The 16223-nt window shown below is 65.3% G+C and carries 18 protein-coding genes; 9 read left to right on the top strand and 9 right to left on the bottom strand.

All coding sequences use genetic code 11. The annotated features are described in order from the left end of the window. Positions 1-4 precede the first annotated feature (4 nt). The 3 genes from hemE to hemQ are packed head-to-tail and all read left to right on the top strand — an operon-like array spanning position 5 to position 3183. On the top strand, positions 5-1099 hold the full coding sequence (hemE, locus tag AB0H22_RS15435; protein WP_358147163.1) for a uroporphyrinogen decarboxylase: 1095 nt from the start codon (positions 5-7) through the stop codon (positions 1097-1099). Positions 1100-1106: 7 nt separating this feature from the next. Continuing rightward, the gene (locus AB0H22_RS15430; protein WP_358147162.1) at positions 1107-2495 is read left to right on the top strand and encodes a protoporphyrinogen oxidase; all 1389 of its coding nucleotides are present in this window, start codon (positions 1107-1109) and stop codon (positions 2493-2495) included. Beyond that, the gene (hemQ, locus tag AB0H22_RS15425) at positions 2488-3183 is read left to right on the top strand and encodes a hydrogen peroxide-dependent heme synthase (protein WP_180747869.1); all 696 of its coding nucleotides are present in this window, start codon (positions 2488-2490) and stop codon (positions 3181-3183) included. Before AB0H22_RS15430 ends, hemQ begins: the two co-directional genes overlap by 8 nt. Before the next feature lie 68 nt (positions 3184-3251). Here hemQ and msrB read toward each other — a convergent pair whose 3' ends face one another. From msrB to AB0H22_RS15405, 4 genes are all read right to left on the bottom strand, one after another. Then, positions 3252-3665, bottom strand: coding sequence for a peptide-methionine (R)-S-oxide reductase MsrB (msrB, locus tag AB0H22_RS15420; RefSeq protein WP_219602511.1), 414 nt, complete (start codon positions 3663-3665; stop codon positions 3252-3254). Next, on the bottom strand, positions 3598-4974 hold the full coding sequence (locus tag AB0H22_RS15415; RefSeq protein ID WP_180747868.1) for a glycosyltransferase family 87 protein: 1377 nt from the start codon (positions 4972-4974) through the stop codon (positions 3598-3600). Before AB0H22_RS15415 ends, msrB begins: the two co-directional genes overlap by 68 nt. 46 nt (positions 4975-5020) lie before the next feature. Next, positions 5021-6562 carry an alpha/beta fold hydrolase gene (locus AB0H22_RS15410; RefSeq protein WP_358147161.1) on the bottom strand — a complete coding sequence of 514 codons (1542 nt, stop codon included), beginning with the start codon at positions 6560-6562 and terminating at the stop codon, positions 5021-5023. A 92-nt stretch (positions 6563-6654) separates the two neighbouring features. Then, on the bottom strand, positions 6655-7446 hold the full coding sequence (locus tag AB0H22_RS15405; protein ID WP_358147160.1) for a pyrimidine reductase family protein: 792 nt from the start codon (positions 7444-7446) through the stop codon (positions 6655-6657). Between the two features lie 6 nt (positions 7447-7452). Between AB0H22_RS15405 and zapE the strand changes: the two genes are divergently transcribed. Continuing rightward, positions 7453-8526, top strand: coding sequence for a cell division protein ZapE (gene zapE, locus AB0H22_RS15400; RefSeq protein WP_358147478.1), 1074 nt, complete (start codon positions 7453-7455; stop codon positions 8524-8526). On the opposite strand, the gene AB0H22_RS15395 is transcribed toward zapE, so the two are convergent. Further along, positions 8519-9046 (bottom strand): GNAT family N-acetyltransferase, encoded by a 528-nt coding sequence (locus tag AB0H22_RS15395; protein ID WP_358147159.1) that lies wholly within the window; start codon positions 9044-9046, stop codon positions 8519-8521. The two genes, zapE and AB0H22_RS15395, sit on opposite strands and share 8 nt — an antisense overlap. A 74-nt stretch (positions 9047-9120) precedes the next feature. On the opposite strand from AB0H22_RS15395, the gene AB0H22_RS15390 reads away from it, so the two are divergent. Then, positions 9121-9876 carry an FkbM family methyltransferase gene (locus AB0H22_RS15390; RefSeq protein WP_358147158.1) on the top strand — a complete coding sequence of 252 codons (756 nt, stop codon included), beginning with the start codon at positions 9121-9123 and terminating at the stop codon, positions 9874-9876. A 28-nt stretch (positions 9877-9904) separates the two neighbouring features. On the opposite strand, the gene AB0H22_RS15385 is transcribed toward AB0H22_RS15390, so the two are convergent. Further along, positions 9905-10405 (bottom strand): DUF1942 domain-containing protein, encoded by a 501-nt coding sequence (locus AB0H22_RS15385; RefSeq protein WP_358147476.1) that lies wholly within the window; start codon positions 10403-10405, stop codon positions 9905-9907. Between the two features lie 131 nt (positions 10406-10536). On the opposite strand from AB0H22_RS15385, the gene AB0H22_RS15380 reads away from it, so the two are divergent. Further along, the gene (locus AB0H22_RS15380; protein WP_358147157.1) at positions 10537-11559 is read left to right on the top strand and encodes an SDR family NAD(P)-dependent oxidoreductase; all 1023 of its coding nucleotides are present in this window, start codon (positions 10537-10539) and stop codon (positions 11557-11559) included. Continuing rightward, the gene (locus AB0H22_RS15375; RefSeq protein WP_358147156.1) at positions 11541-11975 is read left to right on the top strand and encodes an SRPBCC family protein; all 435 of its coding nucleotides are present in this window, start codon (positions 11541-11543) and stop codon (positions 11973-11975) included. Before AB0H22_RS15380 ends, AB0H22_RS15375 begins: the two co-directional genes overlap by 19 nt. Here AB0H22_RS15375 and AB0H22_RS15370 read toward each other — a convergent pair. Continuing rightward, positions 11972-13345: an AarF/UbiB family protein gene (locus tag AB0H22_RS15370; protein WP_180747860.1), complete on the bottom strand. Its 1374-nt coding sequence runs from the start codon at positions 13343-13345 to the stop codon at positions 11972-11974. The two genes, AB0H22_RS15375 and AB0H22_RS15370, sit on opposite strands and share 4 nt — an antisense overlap. 12 nt (positions 13346-13357) lie before the next feature. Further along, positions 13358-14077: a TetR/AcrR family transcriptional regulator gene (locus AB0H22_RS15365; protein ID WP_180749606.1), complete on the bottom strand. Its 720-nt coding sequence runs from the start codon at positions 14075-14077 to the stop codon at positions 13358-13360. A 181-nt stretch (positions 14078-14258) separates the two neighbouring features. Here AB0H22_RS15365 and AB0H22_RS15360 point away from each other — a divergent pair, with 181 nt between their 5' ends. Together AB0H22_RS15360 and AB0H22_RS15355 are read left to right on the top strand one after the other, a co-directional pair. Further along, positions 14259-15170, top strand: coding sequence for a metal-dependent hydrolase (locus AB0H22_RS15360; protein WP_180747859.1), 912 nt, complete (start codon positions 14259-14261; stop codon positions 15168-15170). Further along, positions 15167-15487: a 2Fe-2S iron-sulfur cluster binding domain-containing protein gene (locus AB0H22_RS15355; RefSeq protein WP_180747858.1), complete on the top strand. Its 321-nt coding sequence runs from the start codon at positions 15167-15169 to the stop codon at positions 15485-15487. Before AB0H22_RS15360 ends, AB0H22_RS15355 begins: the two co-directional genes overlap by 4 nt. On the opposite strand, the gene AB0H22_RS15350 is transcribed toward AB0H22_RS15355, so the two are convergent. Further along, positions 15426-16214: a ferritin-like domain-containing protein gene (locus AB0H22_RS15350; RefSeq protein ID WP_358147155.1), complete on the bottom strand. Its 789-nt coding sequence runs from the start codon at positions 16212-16214 to the stop codon at positions 15426-15428. The genes AB0H22_RS15355 and AB0H22_RS15350 overlap by 62 nt on opposite strands. Between the last annotated feature and the right edge of the window lie 9 nt (positions 16215-16223).

Here is a 16223-nt window from a genome sequence, read left to right as displayed (position 1 = left end):
CGTGATGACCGGATTGAACGAAGATCGCGCGACGGGGCCGCGAACCCCTTCGAAAATACGACGTGACCTGCCATTTTCTCCCTACCTGGCGGCTGCCTCGGGGAAGGCCCCCAGCCACCCTCCGGTGTGGTTCATGCGGCAGGCCGGACGTTCGCTGCCCGAGTATCGCGCGATACGGGCCGATCACGCGATGCTGGACGCCTGTTTCAATCCTGAGTTGGTTTGCGAGATCACCCTGCAGCCGATCCGTCGGCACCATGTAGATGCCGCCATTCTCTTCTCCGACATCGTGGTTCCGCTCAAGGCCGCCGGGATCGACTTGGACATCGTTCCCGATGTCGGACCCGTGATCGCCAACCCGGTGCGCACCACCGCCGACGTGGCGGCGCTGCCTCGCCTGGAACCCGGTCAGGTCGATGCCGTCGGCGATGCGGTGCGACTGCTGGTCGCCGAGCTGGGCGCGACCCCGCTGATCGGTTTCGCGGGCGCCCCCTTCACGCTGGCCTCCTACCTCGTCGAGGGCGGTCCGAGTCGCAACCATCAGCGCACCAAGGCTCTGCTGCAGGGCGATCCGCAGACCTGGCACGCGCTGATGACGGCGCTGACCGATATCACCATCGCTTTCCTGCGCGCCCAGCTCGACGCCGGCGTGGATGCACTGCAGTTATTCGACTCCTGGGCGGGCGCACTGTCCCTGGCCGACTACCGCTCCGCTGTATTGCCGCATAGCACAAGAATTTTCGATGAATTTGCGGGCGTTGGCGTGCCCATGACGCACTTCGGGGTGGGTACCGCCGAGCTGCTGGGTGCGATGGGCGAGGCCGGGGCCACGGTGGTCGGCGTGGATTGGCGTACCCCGCTGGATGTCGCCGCGCGTCGGATCGGCTCCGGAAAAGCCTTGCAGGGCAACCTCGATCCGGCCGTGCTGTTCGCAGGCTGGCCGGTGGTGGAGAGTGAGGTGCGCCGAATCGTGGCCGAGGGGCGTCAGGCCGTGGCTGCCGGCGCGGCCGGGCATATCTTCAATCTGGGTCATGGGGTGCTGCCGGATACCGATCCGGCTGTGCTCACCGATGCGGTGGCGTTGGTGCACTCCTTGTGACGCCGAGGTGACACCGCCGCCGTCTGCCGGACCACGCTCCATTGCCATTGTGGGGGGCGGTATTTCGGGGCTGACGGCGGCGTATCGGGTGCGGTGTGCGGTCGGTGACGATGCCCGGGTCGTCGTGTACGACCCGGCCGAACAGCTCGGTGGAATCCTGCGCACCATCACCCTGGGCGAGCATCGGGTCGATATCGGTGCCGAGGCCTTCATCACCCGGCGCCCCGAGGTGGTGGATCTACTGAGCGAGCTCGGGCTGGCGGACCGCACACTCGAGACCACGGGGGCGCGCCCGCTGGTGTACGCGGGGGGCCGCCTGCGCCCGTTGCCCACGCGGACGGTCAACGGAATCCCTGCCTCGGGGTCCTCAGTAGTCGGGTTGGTCGACGACGACACCGTGGCGCGCATCGACAGCGAGCCCCAGCGCGGTATGCAGTGGACCGTCGGTGCCGAACCAACCGTCGCCGACCTGGTGTCACTTCGGTTCGGTCCGCAGGTGGTGGCTCGGCTGGTCGATCCGCTGCTCGGAGGCGTGTACGCGGGTTCGGCGGCAACGACGGGTCTGCGCACGGCGGCACCCGGTATCGCCCGCGCACTCGACGAGGGGGCGGGCAGTCTGCTCGTCGCGGCCCGCCAGGCGTTGCCTCCGATCTCGGCCACCGGCATCTTCGGTGCCATCGACGGTGGCTATACGGTGCTGCTGGAGGAGCTCTGGCGCCGCGCCCGTGCCGATCACCGGCAGCTCGCGGTCACCGGTATCGCAGGTGAGGGCGACGGATGGGTGCTCACCGGCGAGAATCAAGCGGACATCACGGCCGATCACTTTGATGCCGTCATCGTCGCTGTCCCCGCACCCCGCGCGGCGCGCATTCTCGACGCGGTGGCACCGGAATCAGCGGTGGCGGCGCGACGCATCCCGGTGGCCTCCTCGGTGGTGGTGGCCATGACCTTGCCCGACGACGCCCCGATTCCCGCCAATTCCGGTGTGCTCGTTGCATCGGGAGAAGCGTTGCATACCAAGGCCATAACGTTCTCGACCAGCAAGTGGGGATTGCGTGGACGGGGCACCCAGGTGGTGCGGTTGTCCTATGGACGCTTCGGCGACACCGTGGCTCGGGCCACCAGCGACGAGCAGCTGCGGCACTGGGCCGTCGCCGACCTGGAAACGGTGCTCGGTGCCACGGTCGTTCCCATCGATTTGGCGCTGGCCCGCTGGATCGACGCCATGCCGCAGTACGGGCCCGGCCACGCCGATGTGGTGGATGCCATCCGTGCCGGGCTGCCTCCGGGAATCGCGGTGGCGGGCTCCTACCTGGACGGCATCGGGGTGCCGGCCTGTGTGGCCTCCGCCTCTCAAGCGGCACAGGTGATCGTGGCACGATGGGGACATGCCTAGCCTCGATTTCGACACCCTCAACTCCACCGTCCGTTACCTGATGTTCTCGGTGTTCCAGGTGCGCGACGGGGGACTGGGCGAGGACCGCGACGGTGTCGCCGATGAGGTGGCCACCCTGATCAAGCGGCACGAGGACGACGGTGTCGTGGTTCGCGGCATCTACGACGTCGCCGGTCTGCGTGCCGACGCCGACTTCATGATCTGGTCGCACGCCGCATCCATCGAGCAGCTGCAGGCGCTGTACCGCGACTTCCGGCGCACCACCGCACTGGGCCGGGCCAGCACTCCTGTATGGAGCAACGCCGCCCTGCACCGGCCCGCCGAATTCAACAAGAGCCACATCCCGGCGTTCCTTGCGGGTGAGGATCCGGGCGCCTACATCTGTGTGTATCCCTTTGTGCGGTCCTACGATTGGTATCTGCTGCCCGATGAGGAGCGGCGCAAGATGCTCGCCGATCACGGGATCGCCGCACGCGCATACAAGGACGTGCGCGCCAACACCGTGCCCGCGTTCGCGCTCGGCGACTACGAGTGGCTGCTGGCCTTCGAAGCCCCCGAGCTGCACCGCATCGTCGACCTGATGCGCGACCTACGTGCGACCGAGGCGCGGTTGCATGTGCGCGAGGAGACGCCGTTCTTCACCGGCCCGCGGGTATCGGTCGAGGACCTCGTCGCCAACCTGCCGTAGCCGCCGACACGCCGTCTCGTGGCGGAAACGTGCGATACGAATCCGCCGTAATGCGGCGTGTCGCGGAATTAGGACGGCTGCAGCCGCAGCGAGATCGAGTTGATGCAGTACCGCTGATCGGTGGGCGTGGGATATCCCTCGCCCTCGAAGACGTGCCCCAGGTGGCTGTGGCAGTTGGCGCACACCACCTCGACGCGGCGCATGCCCAGCGACTTATCGGGCTTGAGGATCACCGCATCGGAATCGGCCGGGTCGAAGAATGACGGCCAGCCGCAATGGGATTCGAACTTCTCGGTGCTGCGGAACAGCTCGGCGCCGCATGCCCGGCAGGCGTACACGCCCTCGGTCTTGGTATCGGTGTACTCGCCGACGAACGGTCGCTCGGTGCCCGCGCGGCGCAGCACCGAGAACTCCTCAGGAGTCAGTCGCTCCCGCCACTGCTCGTCGCTCAGATTCACTGTCGGGTCGCTCGGTGTCGTCATCGGCTGGTGTCTCCTTGGTCTTTGCCTTCTCGCGCATCCACACGGGATCAAGCCCTTGGTCCAGTGTGCCAGCGGCCTTGGCATCCCGGTAGCGCAGCAGCAGCACCATCATCACGACGATCAGCAGCAGGCACCAGCCGTAGGTGATCTTCAGGTATTCCAGGGCGCGTCCGGTCGTCAGCCAGTGGTTGAGCAGCCAGCGGTCCATGGAGAAGAACCCGTAAATCGCAAGCCAGGCCGGCCAGTTCCGCAGCACCGAGTTGGGCAGCACGATCGTCATGACGAACGGGAACAGCGCCATCGAGTAGTAACCCTGGCCCAGACCCAGTAGCAGGAACGAAGCCGTCAGCACCACGCCACCGGTGGTCAGAGCCCAGAACCTGGGGTCTCGCTGCCGGTAGTACTTGTACAACAGCCACACGCTCACCAAGGCGATCACTAGGAACGCGATGCGCAGGAAGGCGATCAGCGGCTCGGGCAATCCGTAGTACAGGCCATTGCCGGAGATGGAGCTGTTGAAGTAGTCGCGGGTTTCCGCCAGATACTTCAGGGTGCGCCGCAGATAGTCCCAACCGTCCACGATCCTGACCTTGTGCGGGCCGAACATCGCCACCGCGTTGAAGAAGGCGGGGATACCGAAGGCGGCCGCGAAAACCCGCCACTGCCGGTTCAGCAGCGGCAGCAACAGCAGGGGAGCCAGGAGCGGTTTGATCACCAGTGTTAGGCCGATCGCGACACCCGCCCACCACTGCGCACCCTTGCGTCCGTCCAGCAGCCAGCGGAAGAACAGCACCTCCAGCAGCAGCATGACGCCGTTGATATTGGTGAAAACCAGTGTATTAGTGACGCTTTCGGTGCAGAACATGGCCAGCAGGAGTGCGGGCGCGGCCACCGAGGCCAGCGTGAAGTCGAACAGCCGCAGTAAGAAGTACGCCGCGATGACGATCGCGATCGTGTTGATGGTGATGAACCAGTAACGCGATGCGTCCACCGGCAGGTATGCGAAGGGGGCGAGCAGCAGGGTCCCGCCAGGCGGGTAGATGTAATGCGGGTCGACGTACGCGAAGTTCTCGCCGTACACCGGCAGGTGCCGCTTGAAGGCGATAACGGCCCGGTACACGGGCCCGAAGTCGTCGGTGATGTAGCCGTTGGTGCCCAGCACATAGCTGCGGTGGATCAACGCCATGATGGCGAGTGGCCACAGTGCCGAGCGCACGATGGTCGTTACCGACGGTGCCGCCGTGGGAGGTTTCAAAGAGTTCTTGAAGCCGGCTACTAGGCCGGAAAACAACGCATCGACTGACACCACGCAGGCACCGTACCCTGAGCGCCCCGCAGGGCTCTGGCAAGTGCGATTAGGCCGGGCAGAACGTGTCGGTCTCCGGGAGCTTGCCGCTGTCGAGATATCCGAGGGCCGGCGGCTGCGCGCATGCGGTGTAGACGATGGCGCCGTGGCCGATGCCCTGCCACATGACGCGCTTGCTGGCCGCCTTGGCGTTGATGATGACCGCGGCGGTGGCCGAGACGCCCTCGCTGCCGGCGATCGGATCGTGTTGCACGCCGAGGATCAGCACGTTGATCTTCAAGTCCTGCGGCGGATTCGACTTCGATCCGCTGGGCCACTGCAGGCAGTTCACGAGTTCGAGGGCGGAGGTGCGCCCAAAGAGGGGGTATTGCTTGCCCCAGGCGACCACCAGCTCGCGTACCCGGTCGGGGGTGGGGCGGCTGAGCGCGTCGCTGCACGAGTTGACGAACTGTCCATCGGCATCGCGCAGCGCGTTGGCCCGCTCCACCAGCGGGGTGAGTGCCTCGCGGTCAGGACCGCGCGCAGCGTTGAGTGCGTTCGCGAGGTTCTGCACGACGGCGTTGCCGTCGCCGACCGGATACGCCAATGCCGTGGTGATCGCCCTGACGACGGTCGCCCGTGACCAGGGCAGCCCGCCGTTTTGGGCGCGATTCAGTAGATCGCCGACGGCGCCTACCGGATCGGGTCCCAGCGAGCAGTTGTTGGCGACGCATTGCGCCGCGAACGCATCGAAGGCAGATTGCTCGCCCTTGAGCCGCTGTTCGGCGGCGGCCTCGGCGGCGATATCGGCGGCCACAGGTGAGTCGAGCATCAGCCGAGCAACCTTGTTGGGATGAGATCCCGTGTACGCCAGGGCCACTCGGGCGCCGCTGCCAACGCCAAGGAGTGCCAGGTTGGGCACGTCCCATTGGGCGCGCAACGCCTCCAGGTCCTCGGCGGCATGCGCGTCGTTGTAGGCCGAGTCACCGGGGGAGATGGTGTCGGTGCAGTTGGTGGTGGCCGTCTCGATGATCTTGCCGAGGCTCGCGACCTGGTCGTCACCGCCACGATTCTGGGCCTGGTCCCGCATGTCCCGCAGATCCCAGGTGTCGCGGCAGGTGATGGGATCGGATCGCCCGATGCCGCGGCGGTCGACCGCCACCACCGGGCGTTGTTTGAGCACTTGGGCGCCGGGACCGTTGAGCCAGGTCGCCAGCTGTACCGAGGACGGGATATCCGAGCCGGTGGTGAAGACCAACGGCCCCGCATCGGCAGGTGTCTGCGAGGTCTTGGCGCGCACTGCGCCCAGCGTCACGCTGCCCGGTGCGCCATTGATGGGATCCAGCGGGGCCTTGTACTCGGCACATTCGAGTGTGAACGTCGGCGATGTGGTCACGCCGGCACTGGCGAGCACCTCTCGGGTGCAGTCCTGCCAGGACAGGTCGACCTTGGGTTTGTCGATGGATGGGGGTCCGCTCACCGGCGGCGCCGAGGGTGGGCCGATATTTCCTCGCCCCTCGTCCATCGCGAAATTCGGTCCCGCGGAAGGGCCGGGGGCGCACCCGGCCAGGAGCATGGCAACCGCCATCGCCCCCGCCAGCCGTGCACCCATGCGGACCAGAGTATCGGGTGTGCATGGGTTGCGATGAGCCGCTTGCGTGAAAAGCGTTAGCTGCGATGAGCCGCTTGCGTGAAGAGCGTTAGCTAGGTCCGGACGTGCCGCGCGAACAGGTACCCGTCCGCGTCGCCGAGTAACAACACCCGTCGCCACGACGTATGTGCTTCGGCGGGGCTCGACGCGATCCGGATTGCGACACCCGCGACCGTGGTCGGCGCAATGGTCAGGCACAGCTCATCGACGAGACGTGCGGAAAGAAGGGTGCCGAGCAGAGCGGGACCGCCTTCGCACAGCACCCGGGTCAGACCGCGACCGCGCAGCTCGGCCAACGCCGCGGGCAGGTCGACCTGCCCGGCGCGCAGGTGGTGCTCGGCGACAACTACCTGCGCACCGGATACGCGGGAAGCGACGTTCGCCGCCCCGGATGCCGAGGTCACCACGATGGGTGCGATCTCCGACTCGTTGAACAGGGGAGTGCTGGGGTCGATCGCCCCGGAGGCGGTGACGACGGCGATCACCGGCACCTCGCTCTGTCCGCGGGCTTGGCGGCGCTGGCGCTGACTGACCGGTAGATGCGCTCCGTGATAGCGCTCGGTCCGCACGGTGCCGGCCCCGACGAGAATCACATCGGCATTGGCGCGCATCGCGGCGAACACCGCGCGGTCGCCGTCGCCGCCGAGCCCACCGGACGATCCGGTCACCGTCGCTGCACCGTCCAAGCTGCCAATCATGTTGGCGCGCAGATAGAGTCCGGCGTCGTCGGGGTAATCGTAGAGATCGACCAGCTGGCCTGGGTCGACCGATGCACCCGTCGTCAGCTGTGTGAGCTGCGTCCCAGTAGAGCCCGGAATTGCCTGTTCACCGTCGTTGTCGGCCACAAGGAGATCTCAACACGCCGCTACGCTGCCCGTGTGACTGATCCGCAATCCGGTGCCGTAATAAACCTCCAGCACCTTGCCGACCGGCACCCCACCGTCTCCAATGACCGGCTGATCGCGCAGTTGGTACCGCCGCCGACGTTCACTTCGGTGAGCTTCGACTCGTACCGGCCGGATCCGAACGAACCGACTCAGGCCGCGGCCGTGGAGACCTGTCGGGCGTTCTGCCAGGACGCGGTCACCCGCCGCGCGGGCAAGAAGAAACTGTTCGGCAAGCGTGAGGTGCTGCCCGGCGTCGGCATCTATCTCGACGGCGGATTCGGTGTCGGCAAGACTCACCTGCTGGCGTCCATCTACCACACCGTGCCGGGCCCCAAGGCCTTCGCGACCTTCGGCGAATTGACACAGGTGGCCGGGGTTTTCGGGTTCCTGGAGTGCATCGAGCTGCTGTCGGACTACACGGTGGTCTGCATCGATGAGTTCGAGCTTGACGACCCGGGAAACACGACGCTGGTGTCGCGGCTGCTCTCGGAACTGGTGGCCCGTGGAGTATCCATTGCCGCCACCTCCAACACGCTGCCCGAGCAGCTCGGTGAGGGCCGGTTCGCGGCGCAGGACTTCCTGCGCGAGATCAACACCCTCGCGGCGATCTTCAACACGGTGCGGGTGGAGGGTCCCGACTACCGCCACCGTGATCTGCCTCCTGCACCCGAGCCGCACACCAGCGAAGAACTCCGCGAGCTGGCGGCCTCCATTGACGGTGCCACCTTCGACGAGTTCGACGATCTGTGCCGCCACCTGGCGAGCATGCATCCCTCGCGGTATCTGACCTTGATCGAAGGTGTGACGGCGGTATTCATCGCGGGCGTGCAGCAGATACATGACCAGGCGGTGGCGCTACGGATCGTGGCGCTGACGGACCGGCTCTACGACGCGGGCATCCCGGTGGTGGCGTCGGGGGTGAAGCTGGACACGATCTTCGACGACGAGATGGTCGGAGGCGGCTTCCGCAAGAAGTACCTGCGCGCCACCTCGCGGCTGTTGGCGCTCAGCGCGGCGCCGTTGCCGAGCGCTAGATGACCCGCTGCATCACATAGTCGTTCTCCAGTCGCTCGCCGACTCGGAACGTCTTGGTGCCGCTGCGGCTGAAGCCGTGTTTGGTGTAGAAGCGTTGTGCGCGTTCGTTTTCCTGGTTGACGCCCAGCCATACGCCGGTGGCCCCGCGCCCGGCAGCCGCGGTGAGGGCGGCGCTCATCAGTGCGCCCGCCACCCCGGCTTGGTGGAACTCCGGCAGCACGTACATCTTGGAGAGCTGTACCGCGGGCCGTAGCGTGACGGCGCGCTGGACTTCGGGATCGTCGACGACACCGTCGACCAGCATCGCGTACCCCACGATCGTCGTGCCGTCAGCACGCGCCACCAGCACGCGGTTATCGCGGACGTGTTCGGCGAACCTGTCCGCGTTGAGGTTGGCCGCGATGAAGGCTGCGATATTGTCCGGCGTCGACGACGGTGGGCAGGCCAGAGGAAAGGTTCGGGCGGCGACGTCGGCCAGCTCGGTGCAGTCGGCCGCTGTGGCGGTGCCGACCTGAATCGTCATGACCGGCACGCTACCTATACTTGGCCCGGTTTCAGACTCTGCGACCCATTCACCCCATTCAGGAGGAGCATCACATGACCCGGCGCGTGACGGCCTTCGGCGAGATTCGTGACGCGGTGGTGGGGCAGGGCCTGCGCACACTGGCCCGCACCACACCGTGGGTGGAAAGCGAGTTGGTGGGTATCGCGCAGGTGGTCAGGCCGGGGGATGTGTGCCTCGACGTGGGTGCGGCCGCCGGTTTCTACACCGCGGAGCTGGCACGGCTGGTGGGCGCCGAGGGCCTGGTGTACAGCCTGGAGCCGCTGCGGTTCGCCCATGCCACCTCGTCGGCGGCCCTGGGCCTGCGCAGCGCACAGAACGTGCGCCGTCACGCTGTCGCGCTCGGCACCAATGCCGGTGAGCAAGTGATGAGCGTTCCGCTGCGCAACGGCAAGCCGATCACCGGCCGGTCCTTTGTCGACGCGGGAGCCGACGGGCTCGGCTCGAATGCCGAGTTCGACGAGCACATTCGGGTGGTCGTGGATACCGAGACATTCGACGGGTTCTGTGAACGTCTGGGCATCGCGCGGATCGATTTCGTGAAGATCGATGTCGAGGGCGCCGAACTCGATGTCCTGGTCAGCGGTGAGAAGACGATTGAGCGGACTCGACCGGCGATGATGCTGGAGGTGGAGGACCGGCACATGGAGCGTTTCGGACGCACCGCCGGGGACATCGTGGCCTGGTTCACCGCGCGCGATTACCGGATGTCGGTGTGGAGCGCCGATTCTTGGCGGCCCGCGGACAAGGTCACCGATACCTTCCGGAACTACCTGTTCCAGCCCCGCTGATCTCCAGGGCTCGCGCGGGAGAAGTGCGCTAGAGGTCCCACTGGGCCAGGTGGACCTGGGTCTGTGCCGAACGCAGCACGATATGGCGCACCGGTCCGCGGTAGACGTCCCAGTACACAGCGCCGCTTACGGTCGATCCCTGCGGCGCGTTGCGCAGCGCATAGTTCAGATCGTCGGGCTCGTCGGTGCGCTGCGGCTCGTACGCATCCCCGGTTTCCGGTGAGATGCCGCCGAGCTTGAGCGCCATCAGCATCGCGTACGCATTGGGCACCTTGGTCGGCCGGATGGTGACGTATGCCTTCCAGATGACACCGCGAGGGGGAGCCATTCCCGCGGGGACGCCGGTGGGTTCGATGTTGTGCACGGTGACGTCCGCGCCGATGGTGCCGTAGTCGAAATGCAGCGTCTCACCGATGTGTCCGATGGGCGTTACCCGCTCGGGTTGCGCATTCGCGGTCGGAGCCAGGGCCATGGCGATGGCGATGGCGGTGAGCATGGCGATGAGCTGGAGGGCAGGGCGTAGACGCACCCAGCGATCTTGGCACACGTCGCGGCGGGGTCGGTGGCGCATGGCTCTTCGGTATTCGCCCGGTATAGAAGCCCTGACGACCTACGATGTCCTGATTGGCGCGGGCCGCCGAACCGGATGGGACGTGAAGCATGCGCGTATTGGTTACTGGCGGTACCGGATTCGTGGGTGGGTGGACGGCGAAAGCGATCGCAGACGCCGGGCATCAGGTCCGTTTTCTGGTGCGTAAGCAAGCGCGACTGCACACCACGGTGGCGACGCTGGGTGTCGACGTATCCGACTACGCGGTCGGCGATATCACTGACCGGGAGTCGGTCGAGGCCGCACTCGACGGATGCGATGCGGTGGTGCATAGCGCGGCGATGGTCAGTACGGATCCCAAAGAAGCCGACCGGATGATGGCCATAAACCTCGAGGGCACCCAAAACGTCCTCGGGGCGGCGGTTGACCGTGGCCTCGATCCGATCGTGCACGTCTCGAGCATCACCGCGTTGTTTCGGCCGGGCCTGGACACGTTCGCCGCCGACCTGCCCGCGGCGGGCGGTAGCGACGGATACGGGCAGTCGAAGGCGCGGGTGGAGCTCTACGTGCGCAAATTACAGGAGTCTGGCGCACCGGTGACCATCACCTACCCCGGCATGGTGCTGGGACCACCCGTCGGCGATCAATTCGGGGAGGCCGCCGAGGGGGTGCGTTGGGTCCTGCTGCTGAGGTCGGTCCCCGGCCGTAGTGCGGCGTGGCTGGTGGTGGATGTCCGTGACCTCGCCGCCTTGCACACCGCATTGTTGGAACCCGGACGCGGCCCCCGCCGCTACACCGCGGGTGGCCATCGGCTGGAGGTCGACGAGCTGGTGGATCTGCTGACCGAAGCAGCGGGCAGTACCGTACTTGCGGTTCCGGTACCCGACTCGGTGCTGCGCGCAGCGGGGACGGTGCTGGACCAGGTCGGCCGCTACGTGCCGCACGGCACTCCGGTCACCGAGGCGGGTATGCAGTACTACACGCAGATGCCCGCCTCGGATGACTCACCCAGCGAGCGTGAGCTAGGAGTCACCTACCGGGATCCGCGGGAGACTCTGGAGGACACCATCGTCGCCTTGCGCGGTAAGAAGGCCACCTCGAATCTGTTCGGCTCATGGCCCTTCTTCTCATAGAGCGAGCCAGTGTGCTGCCCGCCGCGATCGCCTTCGCGAGGGTCACCGACTGGCCGCGGCATAGCGAGCACATCCCGTTTACGACGGTCGTCGTCACCAGCGACCCTCCCGCAGGCGTCGGTACCACCTTCGTGGGGCGAACCGGGTTGGGGCGCATAGGTTTCGATGATCCGATGACGGTCGCCGGATGGGAACCGCCGCAGGGCGGGCAGCCTGGGAGGTGTCGGCTGGAGAAGACGGGTTCGTTGATACTGGGCTGGGCCGAGATCGAGGTCCATCCCGCAGACGGCGGTTCTCGGGTGGTCTGGCGTGAGGAAGTACGCATTCGCGGTTTACCGAGATTCTTCGACACGCTGGCCAGATCCGGCGGCCAGTGGATGTTCGGCCGAGCCCTCGACGGACTGCTGCGCCGCTAATTCCGGGAGCTGCGCCATTCCTGGATGGCGCAGCCAATCTCGGTAGTCGGCGGTTCACCATAGATCCATTCGCGAGCGATCCGATGCCAGTTGTTGGTGACGTTGAGCTGGCCGAGGACGCCGAAGGTGTAGAAGTCCGCGCGTCGCGAGAAGATGTGTTCGGGCGGCAGGTTTTGGCGCCTCATGCCGGCGAACTCGCCGGAGCGTGGGTCTACGGCGAGAATCATTGCACTGGAAGCGATCTCGGGAGTAATGGTCATTTCTTCATCGACGAGGTTCCATCCGGACGCCGCATAGCAGTACTCCAAACAGTCCTGGGGGCTTACCGCGGCGTCCGGGTCGACCACCCCGCGCCGCACCATGGCGTCGTATAGATCGTCGGCGCGGCCCTCAGATGCTGCGCTCATGGTCTGACGCTCGAAGTCCACATGTTCGGGATCCATTCGCTTGTACAGCCCGAAGTCCACGAATCCGACGGTGCCATCGGCGGCGAGCAGGATATTGCCCGGATGGGGATCGCCGCAGAACTCGTTGTCCTGGAACAGCGAGCCGACGTAGAAGCGGAAGATGAGTTCACCGATTCGGTTACGTTCGGTGTCGGGCAGTCCTTGCATGTACGGAAAGGCTTCGCCCGCTACAAAATCCGTGACGAGTACCTGCGGTGTGCACAGTTCCGGTACACAGTCGGGAATGACGATGAAGGGATGCCCGCGATAGTGCTCGGCAACATGTCGCTGGGTGCGTGCTTCGCGGAGGTAGTCGAGCTCGCCTTCCAGGCTCAGTGAGATCTCGTCCATGAACGCCGAATTAGCAAGGGTTGGTATCGCTTTGCGCCAGAACTTGGTGAAGAGCGCGAGATTCTGCATATCCGCGCGCACCGCTTCGTCGACGCCTGGGTACTTGACCTTGACCGCGACATCGCGGCCATCTCGCAGGGTGGCGCGATAGACCTGCCCGATTGATGCGGCCGCGACAGGTGTTTCGTCGAAATCGCGGAATGTCTTACTGAGGCTTCCCAGATTTCTTTCGATGATCGGTCGCATCACCGAGAACGGTTCGCGTGGGGCCTGGTCGCGCAGCCGGGCCAGCTTTTGCCGGAAGCGTTCTCGGTGCGCCTCCGGCACCAGATCGACTTCGAGCATCGAGAGCAGCTGACCGAGCTTCATTGCCGAGCCCTTCAGGCTGCCCAGCACGGTGACGAGCTGTTCGGCGGCTTGGAGCGAGGATCGTTCTGCCAGCACTTCACGGGCCCGTTCTGACCGGCCGATCATGGATATCCGGCTTCCGGCGGTGCGGATGGCCTGCCCGGCAGCGAGCTTGCCCAAAATCTGGCCACGGCTTATGCGGCTCAAGGGGATTGGATCAGTCATCGAGTTTTGTCTCTAGCCGCGGGTACCGGTGAAGGCCAAGTGCAGCGGCAGCTCGGGGTCGAGAATCAGCCCGTTGAATGCGGCGATCGATTCGGCGATACCAAACAAGATGGTGGCCAGGTATTGAGTGAACCGCTCGATCGGCATGGGATTGTCGCGTGACTGGTTGGCGCTCAAGAACCAGTCGGTGGCGGTGCCGACTGCCCCAGCCACCGAGCTGACTGCCAGATCGGCGTCATCGGCGCTCACTGTTTCGTCATCGATGGCGTTCGACAGCATTTCCGCGAGGTCGCGCGTCATCTGGTGTGCCGCCTCGAGGAGCCGCTCGGTGCCGTCCGCCGAATTCACGAAATGGCCGTGCACGATGAACCGCAGCACATTCGGGTGCTCGGTGACCATGCGTGTGTACTCGTTGGCGCCGAGCTCGACCAGCTGGCGTGCTGAATCGGTCATGAGATTCATGCGGCCGGTGGCGGCCGACCACACCATGTCCTGGACGCGTGCAAGTACCGCCGTGTGCAGGTCGCCCTTGTCTTCGAAGTATCGGTACAGCTTGGGCTTGGCGATCCCGGCTTCGCGAGCGATATCGTCCATGCTCACGGCCGGGCCGAGGCTGTTGATGGCGCGAAAGGCGGCGTCCACCAATTCTTCTCGTGCAATCTTGCGTCGGTCGCCGCGCCGGGCAGCGGCCGTGCCTGCCTTCGGTGCGATGGCTGTGCTCACGTTCTCCACGGCTCCCATCACCACTGATGATATGTGTGTGCCGTCATCGGTTTGTTGATTCGGGCGACACGATCCTGCTGCCTATTGTGCTTACGCCATGCCGTATGGATACTAGCAGTAGTACTCGGAGTACCAGTATAAAAAGCCAGGTCAGACGTCAACGCGGACGTCGGAGGTAAGGAGTTCCGTCATGGCAGTTGTAGAACAGCGGAGTCGAAAGTCGGTCACGCGCGCGCTTCCGAAGGTGCGCCGGATGAACTTCCGGTTCGGTGAGCCGGCTCCGATGAAGAAGCACTACGTCGAGGGCGATATCGTCTTCAGTCACCTGGTGTCACTACTGTCGGGTGTTTTCCCGCCCGGTGAGGAGTCCTTCATTCGGTCGGTGCGCAACTACTCCGACCAGATCACCGATCCGGTGTTGAAGAAGCGTGTTGCGGCCTTCATCGGCCAAGAGGCCATGCACGGTCGCGAGCACCGCAAGCTCAACGATCAGATCGTGAACATGGGATACCCGCTGGTCAGGCTTATGAACTTCGAAGAGGGCAGCCGGCGCGAGAAGTTTGTCCTGGCCTTGGAGAAGCGCATACCCAAGATCGCGCACCTGGCGGGGACGGCGGCCGCAGAGCATTACACCGCGGTGCTCGCCGAGCGGGTGCTGTCCAGCTCTGAGCTGCAAGAGATTCCGATGTCCGATGAGGTTCATCACCTGTTGAACTGGCATGCGATGGAGGAGATGGAACACAAGTCAGTGGCCTTCGATGTCTACCGCGCGGTGGGCGGACCGGAATCGGTGCGCATCGGTGTGATGTCGGCGATCTGGTTGGGCACACTGCCCGTCATGACTCTCGCGGTGCTGGGGTCGATCCTCACCGATCGCAGTGGCTGGAAGCCCGTATCCGTGCTGCGTCAGACCATCGACCTGTACCGCGGACCACTCGTCAAGGGACTGATGCGCGATATCGCGGTGTACCTGCGCCCGGGATTCCATCCGGACGACGTCGACACCAACGCGCTGCTGGATGAGTGGCAGAAGATCCTGTTCGGCGCCGAGGGCGAACTCAACGATCGACTACCCACTCGCGCCACTGCGGCGGGCCAGTGACGGCCGAAGCAATTCGGATCACCAGCAGCGGAATCACCGGGAACACAGTCCTGGAGGTCGAAATCTATGGGAGCACACACGTTCTCGACTGGCCGGCGGGCAAGAAGCTGCTCGACGTGCTCCTGGACGCGGGGATAGACGCCCCCTACGTGTGCCGCGAATCCGCCTGTGCCACCTGTATGTGTTCGGTGATATCGGGTCAGACGCGGATGCTGATGAACGAATCGCTCATCGACAGCGAGGTGGCCGAGGGGTTCACCTTGGCATGCCAGACACTGCCGGAATCGGATCGGGTGCAGATCGTTTTCGACGGCTAAGCAGGGCATCTCGCGACACTCGCCGGAAATCGCGGCCGGCCGCGCGGGCGAAACGTGCGCGGGTCCAGCCGCACACCCGCAGCGCACCGCCGTGATCCAGCAGGACCACGGCGGTGGTACCTGCTGCCAGGATCATCCATATCCCGCGCACCAGCATCCGCATGCCGATCGGCATGCGCGTGAATCCCCTTTGCAGGGAGTCGATCTGGAAGGCCACGTGCTGGTGCTCGTCATCGACGATTCGCCGCGACATGGCCTCCACCGCAGGGTCGCCGCACTGCGACAAGGCGCCGTAGTAGCTCAGTGCGATCACCTCGGCCACCGTCAGCACCATCACCTCCCATCGCAGCGTGAACATCCTGCGAGCGGTCACGAACACCGAGTTCGACCAATGCGTTGAGAGGGGCGGCACACCCAGGTGCTCCAGGCTTCGGCCCAGCAGATGGGCGTGTTGCTGTTCCTCGGCGACGAACAGTTCGAGCGCCTTCGCGTATTCGGGATCGCCTGCGCGTGCCTTGCGTAACAGCACCTCACCGTCGCCGCGTTCGCCGATCTCGAAACGTTGCAGGGAACGCCCCACTGCCAGTGCGGTTTCCGATGGTAGCGCGGTGTCGGCACGCCAGTTGATGGCGGCGTCGATCTCGCGGTTGAGCCGGCGGTTCCGCTCGAAATGTGCAACCCAGGCTGCCGGTCCAATGATGGGCGTGCGTGGCAGGTTGTCGTTCATGCCGCACGG

The sequence above is a fragment of the Mycobacterium sp. NPDC050853 genome (genome assembly GCF_040653875.1).
Lineage (GTDB): Bacteria > Actinomycetota > Actinomycetes > Mycobacteriales > Mycobacteriaceae > Mycobacterium.
This window is presented reverse-complemented; position numbering and strand designations above follow the sequence as displayed.

Coding starts and splice junctions, on each gene's coding strand:
- msrB (WP_219602511.1), bottom strand. CDS start 3,665: ATGACGACACCGAGCGACCCGACAGTGAATCTGAGCGACGAGCAGTGG.
- AB0H22_RS15410 (WP_358147161.1), bottom strand. CDS start 6,562: ATGGGTGCACGGCTGGCGGGGGCGATGGCGGTTGCCATGCTCCTGGCC.
- AB0H22_RS15380 (WP_358147157.1), top strand. CDS start 10,537: ATGCGCGTATTGGTTACTGGCGGTACCGGATTCGTGGGTGGGTGGACG.
- AB0H22_RS15360 (WP_180747859.1), top strand. CDS start 14,259: ATGGCAGTTGTAGAACAGCGGAGTCGAAAGTCGGTCACGCGCGCGCTT.
- AB0H22_RS15370 (WP_180747860.1), bottom strand. CDS start 13,345: ATGACTGATCCAATCCCCTTGAGCCGCATAAGCCGTGGCCAGATTTTG.
- AB0H22_RS15390 (WP_358147158.1), top strand. CDS start 9,121: ATGACCCGGCGCGTGACGGCCTTCGGCGAGATTCGTGACGCGGTGGTG.
- AB0H22_RS15395 (WP_358147159.1), bottom strand. CDS start 9,046: ATGACGATTCAGGTCGGCACCGCCACAGCGGCCGACTGCACCGAGCTG.
- AB0H22_RS15375 (WP_358147156.1), top strand. CDS start 11,541: ATGGCCCTTCTTCTCATAGAGCGAGCCAGTGTGCTGCCCGCCGCGATC.
- AB0H22_RS15350 (WP_358147155.1), bottom strand. CDS start 16,214: ATGAACGACAACCTGCCACGCACGCCCATCATTGGACCGGCAGCCTGG.
- hemE (WP_358147163.1), top strand. CDS start 5: ATGACCGGATTGAACGAAGATCGCGCGACGGGGCCGCGAACCCCTTCG.
- hemQ (WP_180747869.1), top strand. CDS start 2,488: ATGCCTAGCCTCGATTTCGACACCCTCAACTCCACCGTCCGTTACCTG.